Raw genomic sequence first — 20,849 nt, 5'->3', positions numbered from 1 at the left:
TTTTTCGCAACAGGAGTCTCCATGGACCAGAACGCCGCCCCCGACACCGCCCAGCTCATGGAGCAGATCCTGTATGAAGTGAAACGTGTGGTGGTCGGGCAGGACCGGTTTCTTGAACGCGTGATGGTGGCCATGCTGGCCCAGGGCCACCTGCTGGTGGAAGGCGTGCCGGGCCTGGCCAAGACGCTCACCGTCAAGACCCTGGCCAATGTGGTGCAGGGCCAGTTCAAGCGCATCCAGTTCACGCCCGATCTGGTGCCCGCCGACCTGGTGGGCACGCGCATCTACAACCAGAAGACCGGTGACTTCAGCACCTCGCTCGGCCCCGTGTTCGCCAACCTGCTGCTGGCCGACGAGATCAACCGCGCGCCGGCCAAGGTGCAGAGCGCGCTGCTGGAGGTGATGCAGGAGCGGCAAGTGACGATTGCCGGCGAGTCGCACAAGGTGCCCAGCCCGTTCCTCGTGATGGCCACGCAGAACCCGATCGAGACCGAAGGCACCTACCCGCTGCCCGAGGCGCAGGTCGACCGCTTCATGATGAAGGTGATGGTGGACTACCCCTCGGACGAAGAAGAGTTCGTGATCGTCGAGCGCGTCACCGGCCCGGCGGTGCAGGTCAATGCCGTGGCCACCACCGACCAGCTCGCGGCGTTGCAGGCGCAGTGCCGCCAGGTGTATGTGGACCCGTCGCTGGTGCAGTACGCCGTGAAGCTCGTGTCGGCCACGCGCACGCCCGAGAAGCACGGCCTGAAGGACCTGACGCGCTTCATCACGTTTGGTGCCAGCCCGCGCGCCACCATCGGCCTGGTGGAAGGCGCGCGCGCGCTGGCCATGCTGCGTGGGCGCGGCTACGCGCTGCCCGAAGACATGAGTGATCTGGTGCCCGACGTGTTGCGGCACCGCGTGGTGCTGTCGTACGAAGCCTTGTCCGAGGGGCTCACCGCCGAGTCCTTGATTGCAAAGATCATGAAGCAGATCGCGCCGCCGGCCCGTCCGCTGGAGCACGAGCAGCGCGTCGCCTGAGCAGAACAGGACACACGCCATGTTCCTCAAACGCCTGTTCGGATCCGATCGCACCCCGGCGGATGCGACAGCGACGGCCGCAGGCATCGCGCTGGCCACGCCCGTGACCCAGCGCGCAGACGCCTTGCTGCGCCGGCTCGAATGGACCGTGCTGCGCAAGCTCGACGGCCTGCTGCAGGGCGACTACAAGACCCTCATGCGCGGCTCCGGCCTCGACCTCGCCGACCTGCGCGAATACCAGCTGCACGACGACGTGCGCCACATCGACTGGAACGTCACCGCGCGGCTGCAGCAGCCCCATGTGCGCGTGTTCACCGAAGACCGCGAGATGGCCGCGTGGTTTCTGCTCGATCTCAGTCCATCGGTGGACTTTGGTTCGGGCAACCAGCGCAAGAGCCAGGTGCTGCTCGATTTCACCGCGGTGCTGGCACGCCTGATCGGGCGGCACGGCAACCGCGTGGGCGCGGTGCTCTACGGATCACGCGGGCAACCGGTGGTCGATGCCGTGCTGCCCGCGCGCGGTGGCCGCACCCAGGTGCTTCGCCTGATGCAGATGGTGCTGCAGCCGCCGGTGAAGAATGCATCGGTCAAGGACGGCGTGACGCAACTCTCCGATCTGCTCAAGGCCGCCGTGTACACGGTGCGCCAGCGCGCCACCGTGTTCGTGGTGTCCGACTTCATCAGCGAACCCGGCTGGGAAAAACCACTGGGTGAACTCGCGCGCCGGCATGACGTGGTGGCTGTGCGCCTGCTCGACCCGCTGGAGCTCGATTTGCCCGACCTCGGGCTGATCCCCATCCGCGATGCCGAAACCGGTGAGCAGCTCATGGTGGACACGCACGACGCCGGTTTTCGCCAGCGTTTTGCGCGCATCGCCGCGCAGCGCGAGGCGCAGCTGCGCGAAAGCCTGGCGCGCGCGGGCGTGGACACGCTGGAACTCTCCACCGACGACGATCTCGCCGAAGCCGTGGTGCGCTTTGTCGACCTGCGCAAGCGCCGCCTGCGCGCCGGCAAACACGCGCAGGCGGGTCGCAGCATGCCGTCTCAAATGCCCGCCCGTGACCGCGGCAGCTTCGGCGTCTCACGTGAAGGAACACGTCCATGAACATCCCTGTCACCTTCCTGTGGCCGCAGTTGCTCTGGCTGTTGCTGGCCCTGCCGCTGCTGGTGCTTCTGTATGTGTGGTTGCTGCGCCGACGCAAGCAGGCCGCGCTGCGCTTTGCCAGTCTGGCAATAGTGCGCGAAGCCATGGGCAAGGGCCCGGGCTGGCGACGCCATGTGCCGCCCGTGTTGCTGCTGCTGGCCATTGCCACCATGCTGCTGGCCGCGGCGCGCCCCATGGCCAGCATCATGCTGCCATCGCAAGAGCAGACCATCATCCTGGCCATGGACGTGTCGGGCAGCATGCGCGCCGAAGACGTGCAGCCCAACCGGCTGGTGGCCTCGCAGAACGCCGCCAAGGCCTTTCTGGCCGAACTGCCGCGCCATGTGAAGGTGGGCATCGTGGCCTTTGCCGGCTCGGCCCAGGTGGTGCAACCCATCACGCTCAGCCGTGAAGACCTGGTGACGGCGATCGACAAGTTCCAGTTGCAGCGCGCCACCGCCATCGGCAGCGCCATTGTGGTTTCGCTCTCCGAGCTGTTCCCTGGCCAGGGCTTCGACATCGGCGCCATGACCTACAACCGCAACAGCGATCCGTTCGCTCCGCAGGGCCGCGCCATCGACCAGCCCAAGACCGAAACCAAGGCTTTCGTACCCGTGGCCCCGGGCTCCTACAGCTCGGCCGCCATCATCCTGCTCACCGATGGGCAGCGCACCACCGGCGTGGACACCGCCGAAGCCGCCAAGATGGCGGCCGACCGGGGCGTGCGCGTGTACACCGTGGGCGTGGGCACGGTCGATGGCGAGATCATCGGGTTCGAAGGCTGGTCCATGCGCGTGCGCCTGGACGAAGACAGCCTGAAGGAAGTGGCCCGGACCACGCAGGCCGAGTACTACTACGCCGGCACCGCCGACAACCTGAAGAAGGTGTACGAGACCTTGAGCTCACGCCTGACCGTGGAGAAGAAGGAAACCGAGATCGCCGGCCTGCTCGCGCTGGTGGCGTCCATCCTGGCGCTGTTCTCGGCCGGGCTGTCGGTGTTGTGGTTCAACCGGATCCTGTGAGGGCGCGGCCGGTCGCCACCGGCACAATCCCCGCATGAACCAACAAGTGATCGTCGCCGGCGGTGGCATCGGCGGCATGGCCTGCGCTCTGGCCCTGGCCCGTTCGGGCGTGCCGACCGTGCTGCTGGAGCAGGCAGCGGTTTTTGGCGAGGTCGGCGCCGGTCTGCAGCTCGGCCCCAATGCCACGCGCGTGCTGGCCGACTGGGGCTTGACCGATGCGCTTCAAGCCTGCGCCGCATTCCCCGAAGCACTGCATGTGCGCGATGCCCACCGAGGCACCGATCTCGGGCAGCTGCGCCTGGGCGCCATGGCCCTGGCGCGCTACGGCCAGCCCTACGCGACCGTGCACCGGGCCGACCTGCATGCGCTGCTGCTGGCGGCGGTGCAGGAGCAAGGGCTCACCGAATTGCGTTTGAACGCGCGGCTGGCGTCATTCGCGCAAACACCGGCCGGTGTGAGCGCCTCGCTCGAGGATGGGGCCGTGGTGGACGGCGATGCGCTGCTCGGCTGCGACGGCCTGTGGAGCCGTGTGCGCATGCAGTTGCTGGGTCATCGGCCCGTGCGCTCCAGCGGCCACCTGGCCTACCGCGGCATGGTGCGCTCGGCCGATCTGCCCGTGCCGCTGCGAGCCAGCGTGGTCACGGCCTGGCTCGGGCCGCGGATGCATGTGGTGCATTACCCGGTGCGCGGTGGCGAGTGGATCAACGTGGTGGCGGTGGTGGACGGCGTGCTGGGCCAGGGCCACGGCGGCGAGGCTGGCTCCGATCCGCAAAGCTGGACCCACCAGGCCCGGGCCACCGATCTCGCGCGCGCGCTCGGCCCGGCCTGCGCCGACCTGCTGTCCATGATCCATGCCGTGCCCGCCTGGTCGCTGTGGGCCTTGAATGACCGCCCGGCCATGACTGGTGCCCACGAGCACGCGCAGGGCAGGGTGGCGCTGGTGGGCGACGCAGCCCATCCGCTGCGCCCCTACCTGGCGCAGGGCGCTGCGATGGCGATCGAAGATGCGTGGACGCTCGGCCGCATTCTCAAACCCGTGCGCGCCCGAGACGACTGGCCGCAGGTGCTGGCCCGATTCGCGGACACCCGCTGGCAACGCAACGCGCGCGTACAGCAGCAGTCGCAACGCAATGGCCGCATCTTTCACGCCATGGGCATGGTGCGCTGGGGGCGCGACACGGCAATGCGCCTGCTGGGTGAACGTTTGCTGGACAATCCATGGCTCTACGACGGGCCGCCCGAGCCGTTGCAGGATCCGACCCCTTCACCCCACTCCAAGAGGAAGACATGACCCCGACATCCACAACACCCACCCGCCGCCACGCCCTGGCCACCGCCGCAGCCCTGGTGGCCGCCACCGTGTTGCCCACCGCGCAGGCGCAGGCCACCTGGCCCAACCGGCCGCTCAAGATCGTGGTGGGTTTTCCCGGTGGTTCCTCGCCCGACCTCACGGCGCGCCTGCTGGCCGAGCCGCTGTCCCGGGCCCTGGGCCAGCCGGTGGTGATCGAGAACCGTCCCGGCGCCGGCGGCAACATCGCCGCGGCGCAGGTGGCGCGCGCCGACGATGACCACACCATCGGCCTGATGATCAACGGCAACATGACGATCGCGAAGATCCTCAACCCCGACACCACCTACGACCCGATCAAGGACCTCACACCGGTCTCGCTCATCGCCGTGGCCCCGCTGGTGCTCAGCGTGCCGGCCACGGTCGCCGAAAGCGGCGCGGCCTACATCGCCGCCGCGCGCGCGGCCGGTGACAAGTGGAACTACGGCACGCCCGGCGTGGGCACCGTGGCCCACCTGGGCATGGAGCTGCTCAAGAGCCGTGCCGGCATCGCGCCGGTGCACGTGCCGTACCCGGGCAATCCGCAGGTGATCGCCGCCATGCTGGGTGGTCAGGTGCAGATGTCGCTGTTGCCGCCGGGCCTGGCCATGCCGCAGGTGCGCGGCGGCAAGCTCAAGGCCATCGGCGTCACCTCGGCCGGCCGCAGCAGCCTGGTGCCCGAGGTGCCCAGCCTGACCGAAGCCGGCGTGCGCGATTTCCAGCTGGAGATCTGGAACGCCGTGGCCGCGCCCAACAGCATGCCCAAGGCGCACGTGAACAAGCTCGCCAGCCTGCTCACCGAAATCGTGCGCCGCGACGACATCCGCCAGAAGATCTTCAGCCAGGGCTGGCAGGTGGCGGGCACGGGACCCGAGGGCCTGGCGCGCCGCATCAAGAGCGACACGGCTGCGATGTCAGAGGTGATCCAGCGCAACAATATCCGCCCGGGCTGAACCGGCTCTAGCCGGCGACCCGGGCTGTGCGGTCGAGCGGCGCCGGCAGGAAGTGCACCCTCTGGGGGCGCTTGTAGCGTGCCAGCCGCTGTTCCACGAAACCGATCAACTCGATTTCAGAGGCCGCCGAACCGGCCTTGAGCGCGCAGGCCGCGTGCACGGCCTCGCCCCATCGCTCGTCGGGCAAGCCGAAGACGAAGGCCTCGGCCACTGCGGGGTGTTCGAGCAGCACCTGCTCCACCTCGGCAGGGTAGACGTTTTCACCGCCGGTCTTGATGAGCTGCTTGTGGGCCGCGCGACCCGCAAACCACAACCAGCCGTCTTCGTCGAGGTGGCCCAGGTCGCCGGTGCGGTGCCACGGGTCGGCCGGCTTGAAGGGGCGTTGCAGGGTCACGTCCCAGTAGCCCAGGAACACGGTGGGGCCGCGCACGGCAATCTCGCCTTCCGTACCTGTCGCCACCGGCTGCCCTGCCGCATCCTGCACGCGCACTTCCGACGGCGCGGCGGCGCGACCTGCCGCGCCGGGACGCTCCCGCTGCAGGCCCAGGCACACCATGCTCGACACCTCGGCCTGACCGTAGGCGGACCAGAAGCCGGCCCCCGGACACATCTCGGCCAGGCGTTCGAGCACGCTCGCGGGTTCCAGGCCCATGCCGATGCGCAGGCTGGCAAGCGATGCGCCACCGGCTTGAGCGGCGTCGAGCATCGCGCCCAGCATGGGCGCGAAGGTGGCGCAGACGGTGACGCGGTGTTCGTCGATCGCGGCCACCGCCGCAGCGGGGTCGAAACGCGGCAGCAGCACGCAGGCGCCGCCCGCAGCCAGCAGCGCCAGCGACAGGCCGATGCCGGCTGCGTGGAACAGCGGCAGCACGCCGAGCCAGCGGTCGTCCACGCCCAGTGACCACACTCGCCCGATCTGCTGCGCCGATGCGGTGAGCTGCGACTGTGCCAGCACCGCGCCTCGTGCGTGTCCTTCCACCGCGGCGGTGTAGAGCATGAGCACGCCGAGTCCGGGTGCGTCTTGTCGGGGTACCGGGGCCGCGGTGGGTGCACCGACGCACGCCAGCGACGGCTGGGGCGCGGCTTCCAGCACAACCGTCTGCACGCTGGGCATGCCCTCGGGCCACGCGGCCTGCCACAAGGCCGCGCAGCCCGCATCGACCACCGCGAGCGCGGGCGCGGCGTCGCGCGACTGCTGCGCCGTTTCCGCCGGCGAGAGCCGCAGGTTGAGCGGAACCAGCATGGCACCGAGCCATGCGGCCGCGCCCAGCAGCACCAGCACCTCGGTGCGGTTGCCGGCCAGCAGCAGCACGCGGTCGCCTCGTTTCACACCCATCGCGGCCAGTGCTCCTGCCTGGTCTTGCACGGCCTCGTACAGCATGGCATGCGTGTGCGTGTTGCCATCGATGACCACCGCCGCACGGTCGGTGTATGCCTCGGCGTTGTGCGCGAGCAGGTCGATCAATGTGGCGAAGGCGGAGGGCATGGGGTCATCCTTGAAAACGTGAAGGGCCAGCGGGCGCGAGCCCGCGGCTGAGCCGCCGCGCGGCGTCGTATTCGGCGGCGAGATCGTCCACCAGGGTGGCGACAGGTTGCACGCCGTGCACGCCGGCCACCGAATGGCCGGCGCTGAAGAGTTCGGTCCAGCGCCGGGGGGAGCGGGCATCGCGCGTGCCGAAGAGTTCGGCGGCGCTGGCCTTCAGGCCGGCGGTGTCGAGCGCATCGGGATCAAGCCCGGCGGCGAGCAGGGAAGGGCGCAGCCAGTTGGCCGGCAAGCCGCTGAACGCGCTGGACGACACGATGTCGTCCCAGCTCGCGTTCACCAGCATGCGCCGATGCGCGTCGCTCGCCAGGCTTTCGGGCGTGGCGATGAAGCGCGTGCCCATGTAGCCGAGGTCGGCACCCAGGGCCTGCGCCGCCCACAGCGCATGGCCGTCGGACAGGCCACCGGCCACCACCAGCGGGCCGTCGAACAGCGCGCGCAGCGAGCGCACGCCGGCAAAAGGGCTGACCCAGCCGCTCTGCCCGCCGGCCCCCGCGCACAGCAGCACCAGGCCGTCCACGCCGGCCGCGAGTGCCTTCTCGGCGTGCGCGAGCGTGGCCACGTCGGCGAAGACGCGGCAGCCCGCGTCGTGCAGCGGACCCACCAGCGCGGCCGGCGAACCGACGCTGGTGATGACCAGTTCCACCTTCTCGCGGATCGCGCAGGCGAGGTCGTCCGCGAGCGTGGCGCTGCGCACGATGAGGTTGACGGCGAAGGGTGCGGCGTTCGCGGTGTCGCCGATGGTCTGGCGGATGGCGGCGATCCAGGCGGACAGCTCACCGTGCTGGCGGCAGTTGGCGGCGGGGAAGGCGCCGATCACCCCGGCGCGGCACGCGGCGGCCACCAGCGCCGGCCCGCTGACATGCAGCATGGGTGCGGCGATCAGCGGCAGGCGCAGGCGGTGCTGCCAGTCAGCGGGCAAGGCCATGGCGCGGCGGGCTCAGCGGCCCGTGAACTGCGGAGCGCGCTTGGCCACGAAGGCCGAAGTGCCTTCGCGCGCGTCGACCGAGCGGGCACACGCCTTGAGCAATTGCTGTTCGAGCGAGAGGTAAGCCTGCAGCGAGAGCGAAGGGCCTTCGAGCGAGAGCCGCTTCATGGCGGCCAGCGACGCCGGCGCCGAGGCGCACAGCCGCTGCACCAGCGCCTGCGCGGCGGCGTTCAGTCCGGCGACGGGAAACACCTGGTCCACCGCGCCGGCGGCCAGACAGCGCTGGGCATCGATCGCGTCGCTGAGCATCAGCCACTGCTGCGCTCGCACCGCGCCCACGCGCCGCGCGAGGAACCAGGAGGCACCCACGTCGGGCGAGAGGCCGATGGCCGCGTAGCCGGTGCGCAGCTTCATGGTGTCGCTGGCGAGCACGAAGTCGCCGCACAGGGCCAGCCCCACGCCGGCGCCCCCCACCGGGCCATTCACCACCGTGACGATGGGGCAGGTGGCCTGCGCCAGCTTCAGGTAGGCGGGCAGCAACTGGTCCAGGATCTCGCCGACCAGCTCGTCGAGCCCGTCACCGGCCTTCACGAATTCGCGGATGTCGCCGCCCGCGCAGAAGATGGGGCCACGCGCTTCGATCACGATCACGCGCGGTGGGTCCGCGAGCACCTCGTCGATGGCGCGCACCAGCGCCGGCGCGGCCTCGCGGCCCAGCGCGTTGTGGTGCTCGGGCCGGTTCAGCACGATGCGCCCCACGCCGTGGCTGTCCACATGCCATTCAATGCCGTTCATGTTGTTCATCGTGCTGTTCCCGTTGCATGAAGTGACCCATCCAGTGATGCCGCCGATCTGGCTCTGCCAGTCGGCAGGCATCGCCCCCTGGGGGGTGACGCCGAAGGCGGCGCGGGGGGAGCTCTAGCCAAGCCAGCGCTTGCGCCGGCGGTAGTGTTTGACTTCGCGGTAGTTGCGCCGCTCACCGCTGGCCTGGCGGCCCAGGTAGAACTCCTGGATGTCTTCGTTGGCACGCAACTCCGCGGCCGTGCCTTCGAGCACCACGCGGCCGTTCTCCAGGATGTAGCCGTGGTCGGCGATCTCCAGTGCGGCCTGGGCGTGCTGCTCCACGATCAGCAGCGACACACCTTCGGAGCGCAGCTTCTTGAGCAGCTCGAAGATCTCCTGCACCATCATGGGCGCCAGGCCCAGCGAGGGTTCGTCGATCATCAGCAGGCGGGGCCGGGCCATCATGGCGCGGCCGATCAGCAGCAGTTGCTGTTCACCGCCCGAGAGGTAACCGGCGGTGCGTGTGCGCAGCTCGGCCAGGCGCGGAATGAAACCGTAGACCCGCTCCAGGCCCTGCTTCACGTCGGCCATGCGCGTGAGCCGGTGCCCGCCCACGACGAGGTTCTGCTCCGCCGTCATGTGGCGCAGTACCTTGCGCCCTTCGACCACGTGCACCACACCATCGGCCACCATCTGCTCGGCAGAGACGCCGGTGACGTCCTTGCCCAGCATGCGCACCTGGCCCGACGACACGCGGCCTTCTTCCACGTCGAGCATGCCGGAGATGGTCTTCAGGGTGGTGCTCTTGCCGGCCCCGTTGGGGCCGAGCAGCACCGTGCACCCCCCTGCGGCCACTTCCAGCGCGATGCCTTTCAGCGAAAGGATCACGTCGGCGTAGAGCACCTCGACGTTGTTGAGAGCGATCAGCGGTTCTGACACGGCCGGCATCTCACCACTTGGCCAGTTTGGGCACCGGCACACCCTTGGCCACCGTGGTCAGCTTGCCGCCCACCACCTGGCCGATGTTGACGCGCGGGTCCTTGGTCGGGAACGGTGCTTCGACCGAGAAGTCGATGTCGCCGCCGGTGAAGCCGTAGAAGTCCTTGGCGGGAAAGGTCGTGTCGATCAACGTGTTGTAGAGCATCTCGCCGGTGAGCTTGTCGCCGCCGTTCTTCTTCGCAGCGGCCTCCACGACGCGCACCATCACCAGCGCCTGGTTGATGCCGATGGTGGTGAGCGAGTGCCAGGGGCCCTTCAGGCCGTGCTTGGCGACCAGCATGTCGTAGAAGCGCTTGGCTTCGGTGTCTTCGTCGGTGGCGATCACGCTGCCGTGCACCTCGTAGTCGCCCTCCATGGCCGACATGCTGCCCACCAGCTTCTGCAGCATCGCGGGCGAGTTCTGCAGGCTGTAGGCGATCGGCACGTTCTTGCCCAGCGCCTGCATGGCGCGCTTGACCGCCACCGCCTGCTGGATGTTGGTGGGCACCAGCACCACTTCGGCACCCGCGTTGAGCACGCGGCGCAGTTGCAGTGTCACGTCGGCCGGCTGAGGCTCGACGTAGACCATCTCGACCAGCGTCGCCACGGTCGGATTGGCCTTGGTGTACGCGATGACGCCCTTGCCCATGTCGGCAAACGTGGGCGAGGCCTCGGTTGTGAACATCGCGATCTTGACCGGGCGCGTGCCACCGGCCTTGTTCTTCTGGAACCACTCGATGAAACCGGTCAGCTCGTGCACGAAGGTGGGCCGCGTGGCCATCACCCACTGGTTGGGGCGCCAGCCAAAGCCGTTGGCCGCGGAACCCAGGACCATGGGCACCTTGTCGGTGGGCAGGCGCTGCTGCAGCGCCGAGGTGTCGGGGCCACCGAGCGCCAAGCCGATCACCGGCTTGGTGGCCAGCACGCCGGGCCAGAGGCTGGCGGTCTGTGCCGTGTCGTAGCGCGTGTCGTAGGTCTTGAGCTCGAGCTTGACGCCGAGCTTGGCACCGTGTTCGACGTTCCACCAGTTCACCACGCCCTCGCGCCCGGCGCCCAGCATCGGCATGATCGCCGCGAACGGGCCGGAGTAGTCCGACAGGGCAGGGACCTGGTACACCGTTTGCGCGGTGACCGGTGCGGTGAACGGCGCAGCGATGCCCGCCACGATGGCGGCGCGGGCCGCCCAGGTTGTCAATGTCTTCATGTTGTCTCCTAGGGTTGAATGGGCTTGCGCCCCATGGTGGTCAGTACGGGAACGGCCAGAGTCGATAGGTCTTCTTGGAAATCTCGATGCGGTGCATCACGCCCTTGGGCTCGAAGAGGAGGAAGAGGATGATCACGGTGCCCAGCAGCACGTTCATGGCGGCGAAGACGAAGTCCTGCCCCACGGCGGGCACCCACTGGATGAAGCTCGGACCCAGGCTGGTCACGCCTTCGCGGGCGAGCTGGATCATCACGGTGCCGATCAGCGCGCCGACGATGGAGCCGAGGCCGCCGACGATCATCATGGCGATCATCCAGATGGCGTTGAACAGCGTGAACTGCTCCACCGACACGTGCCGCAGCGCCACCACCCACAGGCCACCGGCCACGCCGGCGTAGAAGGCGCTCACCAGGAAGGCGCGCGCCTTGGTGGCGGCCACGGGAATGCCCATCATCCCGGCGGCCACGTCGTCGTCGCGCACCGCCTCGAAACTGCGGCCGTGGCGCGAGCGCACGATGCCGAAGGCGCCGATGGTCATGACCACCAGCACCAGCAGCGAGAACCAGTAGATCGCGCGGTCGTTGTGCAGCGAGATGCCGAACACCGACACCGATTCGACGTGCAGGCCACCGGCGCCGCCCAGCCACGACGAGGGCAGGTTGAGCACCAGGAAGTGGAACAGCGCCTGCGCGGCGATGGTGGTGAGCGCCAGGTAGAAGCCTTTGATGCGCGCCGCCGTGAGGCCGAACATCACGCCGAAGAGGGCCGCGCCGGCACCGCCGATGAGCAGGGCCGCGACCGCGTTCCAGCCAGCCGCCATGGCCAGGGCCGCGCCGTACGCACCCACGCCCATGAAGGCCGATTGCCCCAGGTTGATCTGGCCCGCGTAGCCGGTGCAGATCTGCAGGCCGATCACGGCCACGGCGGTGATGAAGGTGGCGTAGCCGATGCTGACCCAGCGCTCCGAGGCCCACCAGGGCAGCGTGGCCAGCACGAGCAGCAGCGCCAGCAGGCAGACCCATTGCGCGCGCGTGCGCACCAGGGAACGGTCGCCAGCGTGGCTGGTGAAGAAAATGCCGGACGGGTCCATCACACACGCTCCACATGGCGCCAGCCGAACAGGCCAGTGGGACGCACCAGCAGGATCAACAGCATGAAAACAAAGGGCACGATGGACGAGGCCGAGCCGCCGATCGCGGGATCGACGTAGGCCGCCACCAGGGCTTGCACGATGCCGACGATGGCGCCCGCGAGGATCAGGCCACCGATCGATTCGAGGCCCGCGAGCAGCGCCACCGGCAACGCCGCGAGCGCGACGTCGGCGGTCTGCACCGTGAGCGAGCGGCCGCTGAGCAGCACGATGGCGCCGGCGGTGGCAATGACCGAACCCATCATCCAGGCCAGCGTGACCGCGCGCTTGACCGAGATGCCGAGCGAGATGGCCGTGGTGGGCTCTTCCGCCACCGCGGTGAGCGTGAGCCCGGCACGGGTGCGGTTGAAAAACCACGACAGGCCCAGCGTGGCAAACAGCGTGAGCACCGCGCCGATCACCAGCGACGAGGGGAAGATCATCTCGCCCACGATCAGCGGCGCCGGTGGCAGCAGCACGGGGAACTGGCGGTCCGCCGCGCCCCACACCACCAGCACGATGCCGCGGATCAGGATCACCAGGCCGATGGTCACCATCACCATCGAGAACACCGACTCGCCCACCAGCCGCTCGAAGAACAGGCGCTCGATGAGCCAGCCGTAGACGAGGGCGCAGACGAAGGCCAGCGGGATCGCCAGCCAGGGCGAGAGGTTGGCGCCGAGCGTGAGCGTCCACACGGCGTAGGCGCCCAGCATCATCAGCTCGCCCTGCGCGAAGTTGAACACCTTGCTGGCGCGGTAGATGACCATGAAGCCCAGCGCCAGCAGGGCGTAGATCTGGCCTTGCAGAAAGCCGTTGAGCAGGTAGTTGAAGAAGTCGGTCATGGGTTCTGGTCTCCGTTCCGCGCGCAAGAGGGCACGCGTCCCGTGGTCACGTCGGCGCGCAGCAGGCCGGCGCGGCCGTCCTGATAGCGCACGGGGATTTCGATCGCCGTGCTCGGCCGATCGGCGTACATGGCTTCGATGAGCGCGCCGTAGCGCTGCTCGATGAAGTCGCGCTTGAGCTTGCGGGTGCGCGTCAGCTCGCCTTCGTCGGCATCGAGCTCCTTGGGCAGGTTCACGAAATGCCGCAGGCGCGCGGGTTCGGGCAGGGCCTGGTTGACGCTGGCGATTTCCTTCGCCACCTGGGCCAGCACCTCGGGGCGCTGCGACAGGTCGGTGAAGGTGGTGAACGACACGCCGTTGCGCTCGGCCCAGCGGCCGAACACGTCGCCGTCGATGTTGACCAGCGCGGTGACGTGTTCGCGCGTCGGGTCGCCCACCACCATCACCTCGCGGATGTAGGGCGAGAAGCGCAGGCGCACCTCGATGAACTGCTTGGAGAACAGGTGCCCGCCCCGCAGGCGGTTCATGTGCTCCACGCGGTCGTAGTAGATGAGCTCGTTGCCGCTGGGGCCCTGGCCCACCGCGTCGCCGGTCTGGAACCAGCCCTCGTTCATCTTCTCCGCGCTCTTCCCGGGCTTGGTCTCGCCGATGGTTTCGGCATTGACGCGCGCACCCTGGTGCACCGTGATCAGGCCGAACTCGCTGCAGCCGTAGATGTTGCGCAGCATCACACCCATGGCCGCGAACAGGCGGAAGATGTCGGGCGCCACGGCCGCGCCACCGGTGAAGGCGATGTGGGCGCGCTTCAAGCCCAGTTGCTCGCGCAGCGGGCGCAGCACCAGGGCATCGGCCACCGGCAGCAGGGCGCGCACCCACCAGGCGCGGGCGCGCGTGTCGAGCTGGTCGGCGCGGGCCAGGCGGCCGATGCGCACGCCCCAGTCCACCACCTTCTGCCGCCAGGGCGGTGCGTCCAGCATGCGGGCGTGCACGCGCGCGGCCAGGCTTTCCCACTGGCGCGGACCGAAGAACACCATCTCGCAGGCCAGCTCGCGAATCGCTTCCTGGATCTGGTCCGGGCGCTCGGCGAAGTTCACGCGCAGAGGCCGCATCAGGCCCATGGTCACGCCCACCCATTGTTCGGTCGCCCAGGACAGCGGGATGTAGGACAGGTACTCGCAGCCCTCGGGCACCTGCATCGTGTGCCCGATCAGCTCGGCGTTGTGCATCAGCGAGGCGTGCGTGGTGATCACGCCTTTGGGTGCGCCCGTGGTGCCCGAGGTGTAGGACAGCACGGCGATGTCGCTGCTCTGCCCTTGCGCCACCTCGTGTTCGAACCACTGGTCGTCCGCCGGCCCCACGGGATGGGCCGAGGCCTTGAGCGCGTCCCAGCCCAGCAAGCCGGCGTGCTGGTACGACCAGAGACCACCCGACTCCCACCAGACCACGGTGTGCAGGGCGTCGTGCCGGGCCATCAGCGGCAGCACCTTGTCGACCTGTTCCTGGTCTTCCGCGAACACGCAGACCGCCTGCGCGTCTTCGACCACGTAGTTCACCTCGGTCTCGGCCGCGTCGGGGTAGAGCGCGACAACCTTGGCGCCTACGGCCATCGCGGCCCATTCGGCCCAGTAGAGTTCGGGCCGGTTCTCGCTCAGCAGCACCACGGTCTGTCCGCGTTGCACGCCTCGTGCGCGCAGGCCGATGGCGAGGGCGCGAACTTCGTCGCGCACGTCGGCCCAGCTGAATTCCTTCCACACGCCTTCGCGTTTGTGCCGTTGCGCCACCTCGCTGCCGCGCGTGGCGGCGTTGTGCAGCAGCCATTGCGGCAACGTCTGCGGCTTCTTGTTGGGCGCCGCGCTCATGCGAGCCGGCGCCGGGCCGCCCCAAGCCGGATCAACCCCCTCGGGGGGCAGCGACGCGCGCAGCGATGGAGCGTGGGGGCTCATGCGTTTCCTCCCAGGTAGGCCGAGATCACGTTCTCGTCCTGCTGCACGGCGGTGGGCGAGGCGTCGGCGATCTTGCGGCCGAAGTTCAGCACGATCACGCGGTCGGCGATGTCCATCACCACGCCCATGTCGTGTTCCACCAGCACCACCGGGATCTGCCGCGATTCGCGGATGTCCAGGATGAAGCGCGCGAGGTCTTCCTTCTCCTCGCTGTTCATGCCCGCCATCGGTTCGTCCAGCAGCAGCATGCGCGGCTCCATGGCCAGCGCGCGGCCCAGATCGACCCGCTTGCGCATGCCGTAGCCCAGCGTGCCCACGGGGTGGTGGCGCAGGTGTTCGAGTTCGAGGAAGTTCAGGATCTCTTCGGCTACGGTGCGGTGCGCCACCTCTTCGCGGTGGGTGAAGGGGTAGTAGAAGAAGGCCTGGGTCAGCGTGCTCTTCATGTGCATGAAACGGCCGGCCAGGATGTTGTCGAGCACGCTCATGTGCGGCAGCAGGTGGGTGCCCTGGAAGGTGCGCGCCAGGCCGGCGCGCGCCACGCGGTGCACCGGCCAGCCGCCGAGGTCCTGGCCTTCGAAACGCACCGAGCCCTTGCTCGGGCGGTAGAAGCCCGAGAGCACGTTGAGCAGCGAGCTCTTGCCCGCGCCGTTGGGGCCGATGAGGGCCACCAGTTCCTGGTGACCGATGTCCACCGAGATCTCGGACAGGGCGGTGACGCCACCAAACTTCAGCGTCAGGTCGCGCGCTTCCAGCATCGCGGGTGGGCGCGGGGTTTCAGTCATGGGTGTGGGCCCCTTGCAAGGTGGTGAAGCGGGGCGCGGCGCGGGTGCGCCGTTCGCCCGAAGGCGTCTGTGCGTACAGGCCGCGCGCGGCGTTGTGGGGGTGGTTCGCGGCTTCATCGAGCGTGAGCACCGGCGCGAAGCAGGCGTCAGTGCCTTCGAGCAGTTCGCACCAATGCTGGCGCGGCTGCGTGAGGAAGAGGGCGCGCACGCGCTCCTTCAACGCGGGCCAGGCGGCGGTGTCGAATTGCGTAGCCGGGTCCACATCGGTGAAGCCCAGCTTCTTCAACAGCAGCGCGTAGAACTGCGGCTCGATCGCACCCAGCGTCACGCAGCCGCCGTCCGCGCAGCGGTACACGTCGTAGAACGGTGAGTCGTGGAACACGCTGGGCGCCGGGCCGCCGAGGCCGCCGCTGGCCGCGATCCACTGCGCGAGGCCACCGAGCATGGCGACCATGTCCACAATGGCGGCATCGACCACGCAGCCCTGGCCGCTTTGCCGGGCCTGCAGCACGCCGCTCACGATGCCCAGCGCAAGGCCGAGCGCGCCACCGGCGTCACCGAGCACGGTCGGCGGTGTGACCGGCAGCTGGCCGTGCACGGCCGACAGCGAAAGCATGCCGCTGAGCGCGACGTAGTTGATGTCGTGCCCGGCCGCGTGGGCCAATGGGCCTTGCTGGCCCCAGCCCGTCATGCGGCCGTAGACGAGCTTCGGGTTCACGGCAGCGCAGGCGGCGGGACCCAGGCCGAGGCGCTCCATCACGCCGGGGCGGTTGCCTTCGATGAGCGCATCACTCTGCGCCACCAGCGCGAGCGCCCGCGCCACGTCGTCGGGCTGCTTGAGGTTGAGTTCGACGACCTGCTTGCCCTCGCGCAACGGCGGTTGCCCGCCGCCGGATAGGCGGTCCACCACGGCCGAGGCGCCGGGCCGCGCGATGACGGTGACGCTCGCCCCCAGGTCGGCCAGGATGCGGCCGCACAGCGGCCCGGGGCCGATGCCTTCGAACTCGATCACGTTCACATGGTTCAAGGGCTTCATCAGGCCACCACCTTGCGCGCGATCAGGTCTTTCATGATCTCGTTGGCACCGCCGTAGATGCGCTGCACGCGCGAGTCGGCGTACATCCGGGCGATGGGGTATTCGGCCATGTAGCCGTAGCCACCGAACAGCTGCAGGCATTCGTCGGTCACCTTGCACTGCTGCTCCGAGCACCACCACTTGGCCATGTAGGCGGCCTCGTTGTCCAGCGTGCCGTCGAGCTGGCGCTGGATGCAGTCGTTCACGAAGCTGCGCACCACGTGAGCCAGCGTGGCGCATTCGGCCAGCTTGAAGCGCGTGTTCTGGAAGTCGGACAGGGCCTGGCCGAAGGCCTTCCGGTTTTTCGTGTATTCCACCGTGAGTTCGACCGCGCGCTCGATCACCGCCGCCGCCGGCACGGCGAGCAGCAGGCGTTCGTAGGTGAGCTGGCTCATGAGCTGCACGAAGCCCTGGCCTTCCACGCCGCCCACCAGGTGCGACGCGGGCACGCGCACACCGTCGAACGACAGCTCGGCCGTGTCCGAGGCGTGCTGCCCCAGTTTTTCCAGCCGCCGGCCGACGCTGAAGCCCGGCAGGTTTTCGGTTTCCAGCACGAGCAGCGAGACGCCCTTGGCGCCAGCCTCGCCGGTGCGCACCACGACCACCAGCAGGTTCGCGGTGAAGCCGTTGGTGATGAAGGTCTTGGCGCCGTCCACCACATAGTGATCGCCGTCCAGCCGCGCCCGCGTGCGGATCGCCTTGAGGTCGGAGCCCGCGCCGGGCTCGGTCATCGCGATGCCGGCGAGCATCTCGCCGCTGGCCAGCTTCGGCAGCCAGCGCAGCTTCTGTTCTTCGGTGCCGTAGTCCAGGATGTAGTGCGCGGCGATGGAATGCACGGCCGTGTTGGCCGGCACCTCCACCTTGGCGAGTTCGTCCTGCACCACCAGCTGGTAGGCCAGCGTGGCGCCCGGGCCACCATAGGCCTCGGGCATTTCGGGCAACAGGAAGCCAAGATCGCCCAGGGCGCGCCAGGTCTCGCGGGGAATGAAGCCCTGGCGGCGCCAGGTGTCGAGGTGCGGCACGAGCTTGTCGGCCACGCAACGGCGGACCTGCTCGCGGAAGCTCTCGATCTCGGCATCCATCCAGGGATGCTGCAACAGGCGGGGCAACATGCTCATCACATGCCCGTCAGGCCACCGGAGCAGATCAGCGTCTGGCCGCTGACGTAGTCCGATTCGGGGATGCAGAACAGGTACACCGAGCCCGCGGCCTCTTCGGGTGTGCCGCCCCGGCCCAGCGGAATGGTCTGCTCCATCAGCGACAGCAGGCCCGGGTTCACGCCCACCTTGATGTCGCGGCCGTCGATGTTCGTCGTGGCGCCCTCGGCGGCGCTGCCGGTCAGGCGCGTCTTGATCAGGCCGAAGGCCACGCAGTTCACCGTGACGTTCATGCGACCCCATTCCTTGGCCAGCGCCTGCGTGAGGCCCATGATGCCGGCCTTGGCGGCCGAATAGTTGCTCTGCCCGACGTTGCCGAACACACCGGCCATGGAGGAGATGTTGACCACCTTGCGCACCTTGCGCACGCCGCCGTCCATCTCGGACTTGGACAGTGCTCGGATCACCGGCTGGGCCGCGCGCAGGATGCGGAAGGGCGCGGTGAGGTGGCAGTCCATGATGGCGTACCACTGCTCGTCGGTCATCTTCTGGATCACGTTGTCCCAGGTGTAGCCGGCGTTGTTGACGATGATGTCGATGCCCTTGAAGTTCTCCACCGCCGCACCGATGAAGCGCTCGGAGAAATCGGGCGCGGTCACGCTGCCCACGCAGGCCACGGCCTCGCCGCCCATGGCCTTGATGGCCTCCACGGTTTCCTGCGCGGGGTCGGCGTCGAGGTCGTTGATCACCAGTCGCGCGCCATCGGCGGCGAGCTTCATGGCGATGGAGCGGCCGATGCCACGGCCCGAGCCCGTGATCAGGGCGACCTTGCCGTCGAGTTTCTTGCTCATTGTTTGTGTGTCCTCTTTATGTGTTCAATGGGGTCAGGCCAGCGCGACGATGGCCTCGCCCACGATCTTGTTCTGGCCGTACTGGTTGGCCGAGGTCAGGGCCACGCGGGCGCAGGCCTCGCCGTCGAGCGCCATCAGCTCGACCACCTCGCCGCTGCAGCTCATGGCGTTGCCCAGGTGGGTGATGCCGGCGAAGCGCGCGTCGTACTGGCGGATGCGCGACTGCGGCACCCACTGCGTGAGCAGGCGGCCCAGCCAGGCCATGCCCAGCATGCCCTGCGCGAACACGTCGGGCATGCCGGAGCGGCGCGCGAAATCGATGTCGATGTGGATCGGGTTGTGGTCGCCCGAGGCGCCACCGAACAGCGCCAGCGTGGTGCGGTCCACCGGGGGAAGTTGCAGGGTAGGCAGGCGGTCGCCCACTTTGATCGAAGCGGTCATGGATGTCTCTTTCTCAGTGGCGCACGACAAGCACGGTGCGCAGCTCGGCCACCAGCTCGCTGCGCTGGTTGGTCACCTTCGAGCCCTTGACGGCGAATTCCAGCTTGCCGCCCTTCTTGTCGTAGATGTCGGTGATGGTCGATTGCACGGTGACCGTGTCGCCCGCGCACACCGGCTTGAGGTAACGGAACGACTGCTCGCCGTGCAGCAGCTTGGCCAGCGGGATGTCCAGGTCGGTGAGCAACTGGTCGTTGGCGCCGCTGTCGAGCTCGGCCGCGAACAGGAAGGTGGGCGGTGCCGGCACGTCGGCGTAGCCGGCTGCTTTGGCGGCGGCCGGGTCCAGGTAGACCGGGTCCTTCTCGCCGATGGCCTTGGCAAAGAACTGCAGGCGCGTGCGGTCCACCGTGAGCACCGAAGGCTTGAGCTGGTAGCCGATGAACTTCTTGTCGATCATGCGGCCACCTTTTCGTACATGGTGATGACGCATGCGCCGCCCAGGCCCAGGTTGTGCTGCAGCGCGATGCGCGCGCCTTCCACCTGGCGCTTGTCCGCCTGCCCGCGCAGTTGCTGGACCAGCTCGGTGCATTGCGCCAGGCCCGTGGCGCCCAGCGGGTGGCCTTTGGAGAGCAGGCCGCCCGAGGGGTTGGTGACGACCTGGCCACCGTAGGTGTTGTCGCCGTCTTCCACGAATTTCTGCGCGCCGCCGCGCTCGCACAGGCCCAGCGCCTCGTAGCTCAGCAGTTCGTTGTGCGCGAAGCAGTCGTGCAGCTCGACGACCTGCACGTCCCGAGGGCCGAGGCCGGCTTCGGCGTACACCTGCTCGGCGCAGGCCTTGGCCATGCTGTAGCCCACCACCTCGCGCATGTCCTTGGCGCCGAAGGTCTGCGGGCCATCGGTCGTCATGGCCTGGGCGCGGATGCGCACCGCGGTGTTCAGGCCATGTTTCTTCGCGAAGGCTTCCGAGCACACGATGGCCGCGGCCGAGCCGCAGGTGGGCGGGCAGGCCATCAGGCGCGTCATCACGCCGGGCCACATCACCGGCGTGTTCATCACCTCTTCTTCCGTCACCACGGTGCGGAACAGCGCCAGCGGGTTGTTCGACGCATGGCGGCTGGCCTTGGCGCGGATCTTGGCGAAGGTGTTCATCGGCGTGCCGAACTCCTCCATGTGCGCCAGGCCCGCGCCACCGAAGTAGCGCAGCGCCAGCGGGATCTCGCCATGGCCGACCAGCTCCTGCGTGGCTTCGTCGAAGCGCTGGAACGGGCTGGCCCGGTCGGCGAACACCGCGCCCAGCGCGCCGGGCTTCATCTCTTCGAAGCCGAGCGCGAGCACGCAGTCGGCCGCGCCGCTCATCACCGCCTGCCGCGCGAGGAACAGCGCGGACGAGCCGGTGGAGCAGTTGTTGTTGACGTTGACGACGGGGATGCCCGTCATGCCCACCTCGTAGAGCGCGCGCTGGCCGGCGGTGGAGTCGCCGTAAACATAGCCCACGTAGGCCTGCTGCACCTGGGCGTAGTTCAGGCCGGCGTCGCGCAGCGCGGCGTTGACGGCCTTGGCGGCCATTTGCGGATAGGGCTCGCTCGCCCCAGGCTTGGTGAACGGCACCATGCCGACCCCGACGACATACACGTCTTGCTTCATGAACGGTCCTTTGTGCGGCGGGCGAAACGCGCCCTGAAAATTTGTGCTGAAGACGGGGCGGATGCTAGGCTCGCACTCCTGTTCCAGCGATAGCCGCAAACCTTGAACCCATGGCAAAAGACCTCAAACAGCGAAAACCT

General features: G+C 68.6%; 21 protein-coding genes. 6 read left to right on the top strand and 15 right to left on the bottom strand.

Annotated elements, in window-relative coordinates; genetic code table 11:
- The first annotated feature begins 21 nt into the window (after positions 1 to 21).
- From ASE11_RS12215 to ASE11_RS12195, 5 genes are read left to right on the top strand one after another with little or no spacing between them, the layout of a single operon-like run.
- Positions 22 to 1,023, top strand: a complete 1,002-nt coding sequence (locus ASE11_RS12215) for an AAA family ATPase (RefSeq protein WP_056271412.1) — start codon at positions 22 to 24, stop codon at positions 1,021 to 1,023.
- A gap of 19 nt (positions 1,024 to 1,042) precedes the next feature.
- Positions 1,043 to 2,128 (top strand): DUF58 domain-containing protein, encoded by a 1,086-nt coding sequence (locus ASE11_RS12210; protein ID WP_082585699.1) that lies wholly within the window; start codon positions 1,043 to 1,045, stop codon positions 2,126 to 2,128.
- Positions 2,125 to 3,189 carry a VWA domain-containing protein gene (locus ASE11_RS12205; protein ID WP_056271409.1) on the top strand — a complete coding sequence of 355 codons (1,065 nt, stop codon included), beginning with the start codon at positions 2,125 to 2,127 and terminating at the stop codon, positions 3,187 to 3,189. The genes ASE11_RS12210 and ASE11_RS12205 overlap by 4 nt, the downstream gene beginning before the upstream one ends.
- A gap of 34 nt (positions 3,190 to 3,223) precedes the next feature.
- Positions 3,224 to 4,480 (top strand): FAD-dependent monooxygenase, encoded by a 1,257-nt coding sequence (locus ASE11_RS12200; protein ID WP_056271406.1) that lies wholly within the window; start codon positions 3,224 to 3,226, stop codon positions 4,478 to 4,480.
- A complete protein-coding gene (locus ASE11_RS12195) occupies positions 4,477 to 5,469 on the top strand; it encodes a Bug family tripartite tricarboxylate transporter substrate binding protein (protein WP_056271403.1) in 993 nt (330 codons plus the stop codon). The genes ASE11_RS12200 and ASE11_RS12195 overlap by 4 nt, the downstream gene beginning before the upstream one ends.
- Before the next feature lie 7 nt (positions 5,470 to 5,476).
- Here the strand turns inward: ASE11_RS12195 and ASE11_RS12190 are convergent, their stop codons facing one another.
- Genes ASE11_RS12190 through ASE11_RS12180 form a run of 3 tightly spaced genes read right to left on the bottom strand, consistent with a single transcriptional unit; the run spans position 5,477 to position 8,735 of the window.
- The gene (locus ASE11_RS12190; RefSeq protein ID WP_056271401.1) at positions 5,477 to 6,955 is read right to left on the bottom strand and encodes an AMP-binding protein; all 1,479 of its coding nucleotides are present in this window, start codon (positions 6,953 to 6,955) and stop codon (positions 5,477 to 5,479) included.
- Positions 6,956 to 6,959: 4 nt separating this feature from the next.
- Entirely contained in the window at positions 6,960 to 7,940 is a 981-nt protein-coding gene (locus ASE11_RS12185) for an NAD(P)H-dependent flavin oxidoreductase (RefSeq protein WP_056271398.1), read from the bottom strand.
- Between the two features lie 12 nt (positions 7,941 to 7,952).
- The gene (locus ASE11_RS12180) at positions 7,953 to 8,735 is read right to left on the bottom strand and encodes an enoyl-CoA hydratase/isomerase family protein (RefSeq protein ID WP_235501276.1); all 783 of its coding nucleotides are present in this window, start codon (positions 8,733 to 8,735) and stop codon (positions 7,953 to 7,955) included.
- Here ASE11_RS12180 and ASE11_RS26885 point away from each other — a divergent pair.
- Positions 8,734 to 8,862 (top strand): hypothetical protein, encoded by a 129-nt coding sequence (locus ASE11_RS26885; protein WP_268766289.1) that lies wholly within the window; start codon positions 8,734 to 8,736, stop codon positions 8,860 to 8,862. The two genes, ASE11_RS12180 and ASE11_RS26885, sit on opposite strands and share 2 nt — an antisense overlap.
- Here ASE11_RS26885 and ASE11_RS12175 read toward each other — a convergent pair.
- Genes ASE11_RS12175 through ASE11_RS12120 form a run of 12 tightly spaced genes read right to left on the bottom strand, consistent with a single transcriptional unit; the run spans position 8,859 to position 20,709 of the window.
- Positions 8,859 to 9,671 (bottom strand): ABC transporter ATP-binding protein, encoded by an 813-nt coding sequence (locus ASE11_RS12175; protein ID WP_156406335.1) that lies wholly within the window; start codon positions 9,669 to 9,671, stop codon positions 8,859 to 8,861. The two genes, ASE11_RS26885 and ASE11_RS12175, sit on opposite strands and share 4 nt — an antisense overlap.
- Position 9,672: 1 nt before the next feature.
- Positions 9,673 to 10,905 carry an ABC transporter substrate-binding protein gene (locus tag ASE11_RS12170; RefSeq protein WP_082585698.1) on the bottom strand — a complete coding sequence of 411 codons (1,233 nt, stop codon included), beginning with the start codon at positions 10,903 to 10,905 and terminating at the stop codon, positions 9,673 to 9,675.
- Between the two features lie 40 nt (positions 10,906 to 10,945).
- Entirely contained in the window at positions 10,946 to 11,995 is a 1,050-nt protein-coding gene (locus ASE11_RS12165) for a branched-chain amino acid ABC transporter permease (RefSeq protein WP_056271392.1), read from the bottom strand.
- Positions 11,995 to 12,879: a branched-chain amino acid ABC transporter permease gene (locus ASE11_RS12160; protein WP_056271389.1), complete on the bottom strand. Its 885-nt coding sequence runs from the start codon at positions 12,877 to 12,879 to the stop codon at positions 11,995 to 11,997. The genes ASE11_RS12165 and ASE11_RS12160 overlap by 1 nt, the downstream gene beginning before the upstream one ends.
- Positions 12,876 to 14,822: an AMP-dependent synthetase/ligase gene (locus tag ASE11_RS12155; protein ID WP_235501275.1), complete on the bottom strand. Its 1,947-nt coding sequence runs from the start codon at positions 14,820 to 14,822 to the stop codon at positions 12,876 to 12,878. The genes ASE11_RS12160 and ASE11_RS12155 overlap by 4 nt, the downstream gene beginning before the upstream one ends.
- On the bottom strand, positions 14,819 to 15,604 hold the full coding sequence (locus ASE11_RS12150) for an ABC transporter ATP-binding protein (RefSeq protein ID WP_056271384.1): 786 nt from the start codon (positions 15,602 to 15,604) through the stop codon (positions 14,819 to 14,821). Before ASE11_RS12150 ends, ASE11_RS12155 begins: the two co-directional genes overlap by 4 nt.
- Positions 15,597 to 16,640 carry a CaiB/BaiF CoA transferase family protein gene (locus ASE11_RS12145; RefSeq protein ID WP_056271381.1) on the bottom strand — a complete coding sequence of 348 codons (1,044 nt, stop codon included), beginning with the start codon at positions 16,638 to 16,640 and terminating at the stop codon, positions 15,597 to 15,599. Before ASE11_RS12145 ends, ASE11_RS12150 begins: the two co-directional genes overlap by 8 nt.
- Positions 16,640 to 17,791, bottom strand: coding sequence for an acyl-CoA dehydrogenase family protein (locus tag ASE11_RS12140; RefSeq protein ID WP_056272186.1), 1,152 nt, complete (start codon positions 17,789 to 17,791; stop codon positions 16,640 to 16,642). The genes ASE11_RS12145 and ASE11_RS12140 overlap by 1 nt, the downstream gene beginning before the upstream one ends.
- 5 nt (positions 17,792 to 17,796) lie before the next feature.
- The gene (locus ASE11_RS12135; protein ID WP_056271378.1) at positions 17,797 to 18,627 is read right to left on the bottom strand and encodes an SDR family NAD(P)-dependent oxidoreductase; all 831 of its coding nucleotides are present in this window, start codon (positions 18,625 to 18,627) and stop codon (positions 17,797 to 17,799) included.
- 33 nt (positions 18,628 to 18,660) lie between these two features.
- Positions 18,661 to 19,068 (bottom strand): MaoC family dehydratase, encoded by a 408-nt coding sequence (locus ASE11_RS12130; RefSeq protein ID WP_056271375.1) that lies wholly within the window; start codon positions 19,066 to 19,068, stop codon positions 18,661 to 18,663.
- A 13-nt stretch (positions 19,069 to 19,081) separates the two neighbouring features.
- A complete protein-coding gene (locus ASE11_RS12125; protein ID WP_056271372.1) occupies positions 19,082 to 19,522 on the bottom strand; it encodes a MaoC family dehydratase N-terminal domain-containing protein in 441 nt (146 codons plus the stop codon).
- Entirely contained in the window at positions 19,519 to 20,709 is a 1,191-nt protein-coding gene (locus ASE11_RS12120; RefSeq protein WP_056271370.1) for a lipid-transfer protein, read from the bottom strand. Before ASE11_RS12120 ends, ASE11_RS12125 begins: the two co-directional genes overlap by 4 nt.
- Positions 20,710 to 20,849: the final 140 nt, after the last annotated feature.

The sequence above is a fragment of the Hydrogenophaga sp. Root209 genome, from assembly GCF_001428625.1.
Lineage (GTDB): Bacteria > Pseudomonadota > Gammaproteobacteria > Burkholderiales > Burkholderiaceae_C > Hydrogenophaga.
The sequence above is the reverse complement of the archived record's forward strand: the minus strand, read 5'-3'. Positions and strand labels throughout refer to the sequence as shown.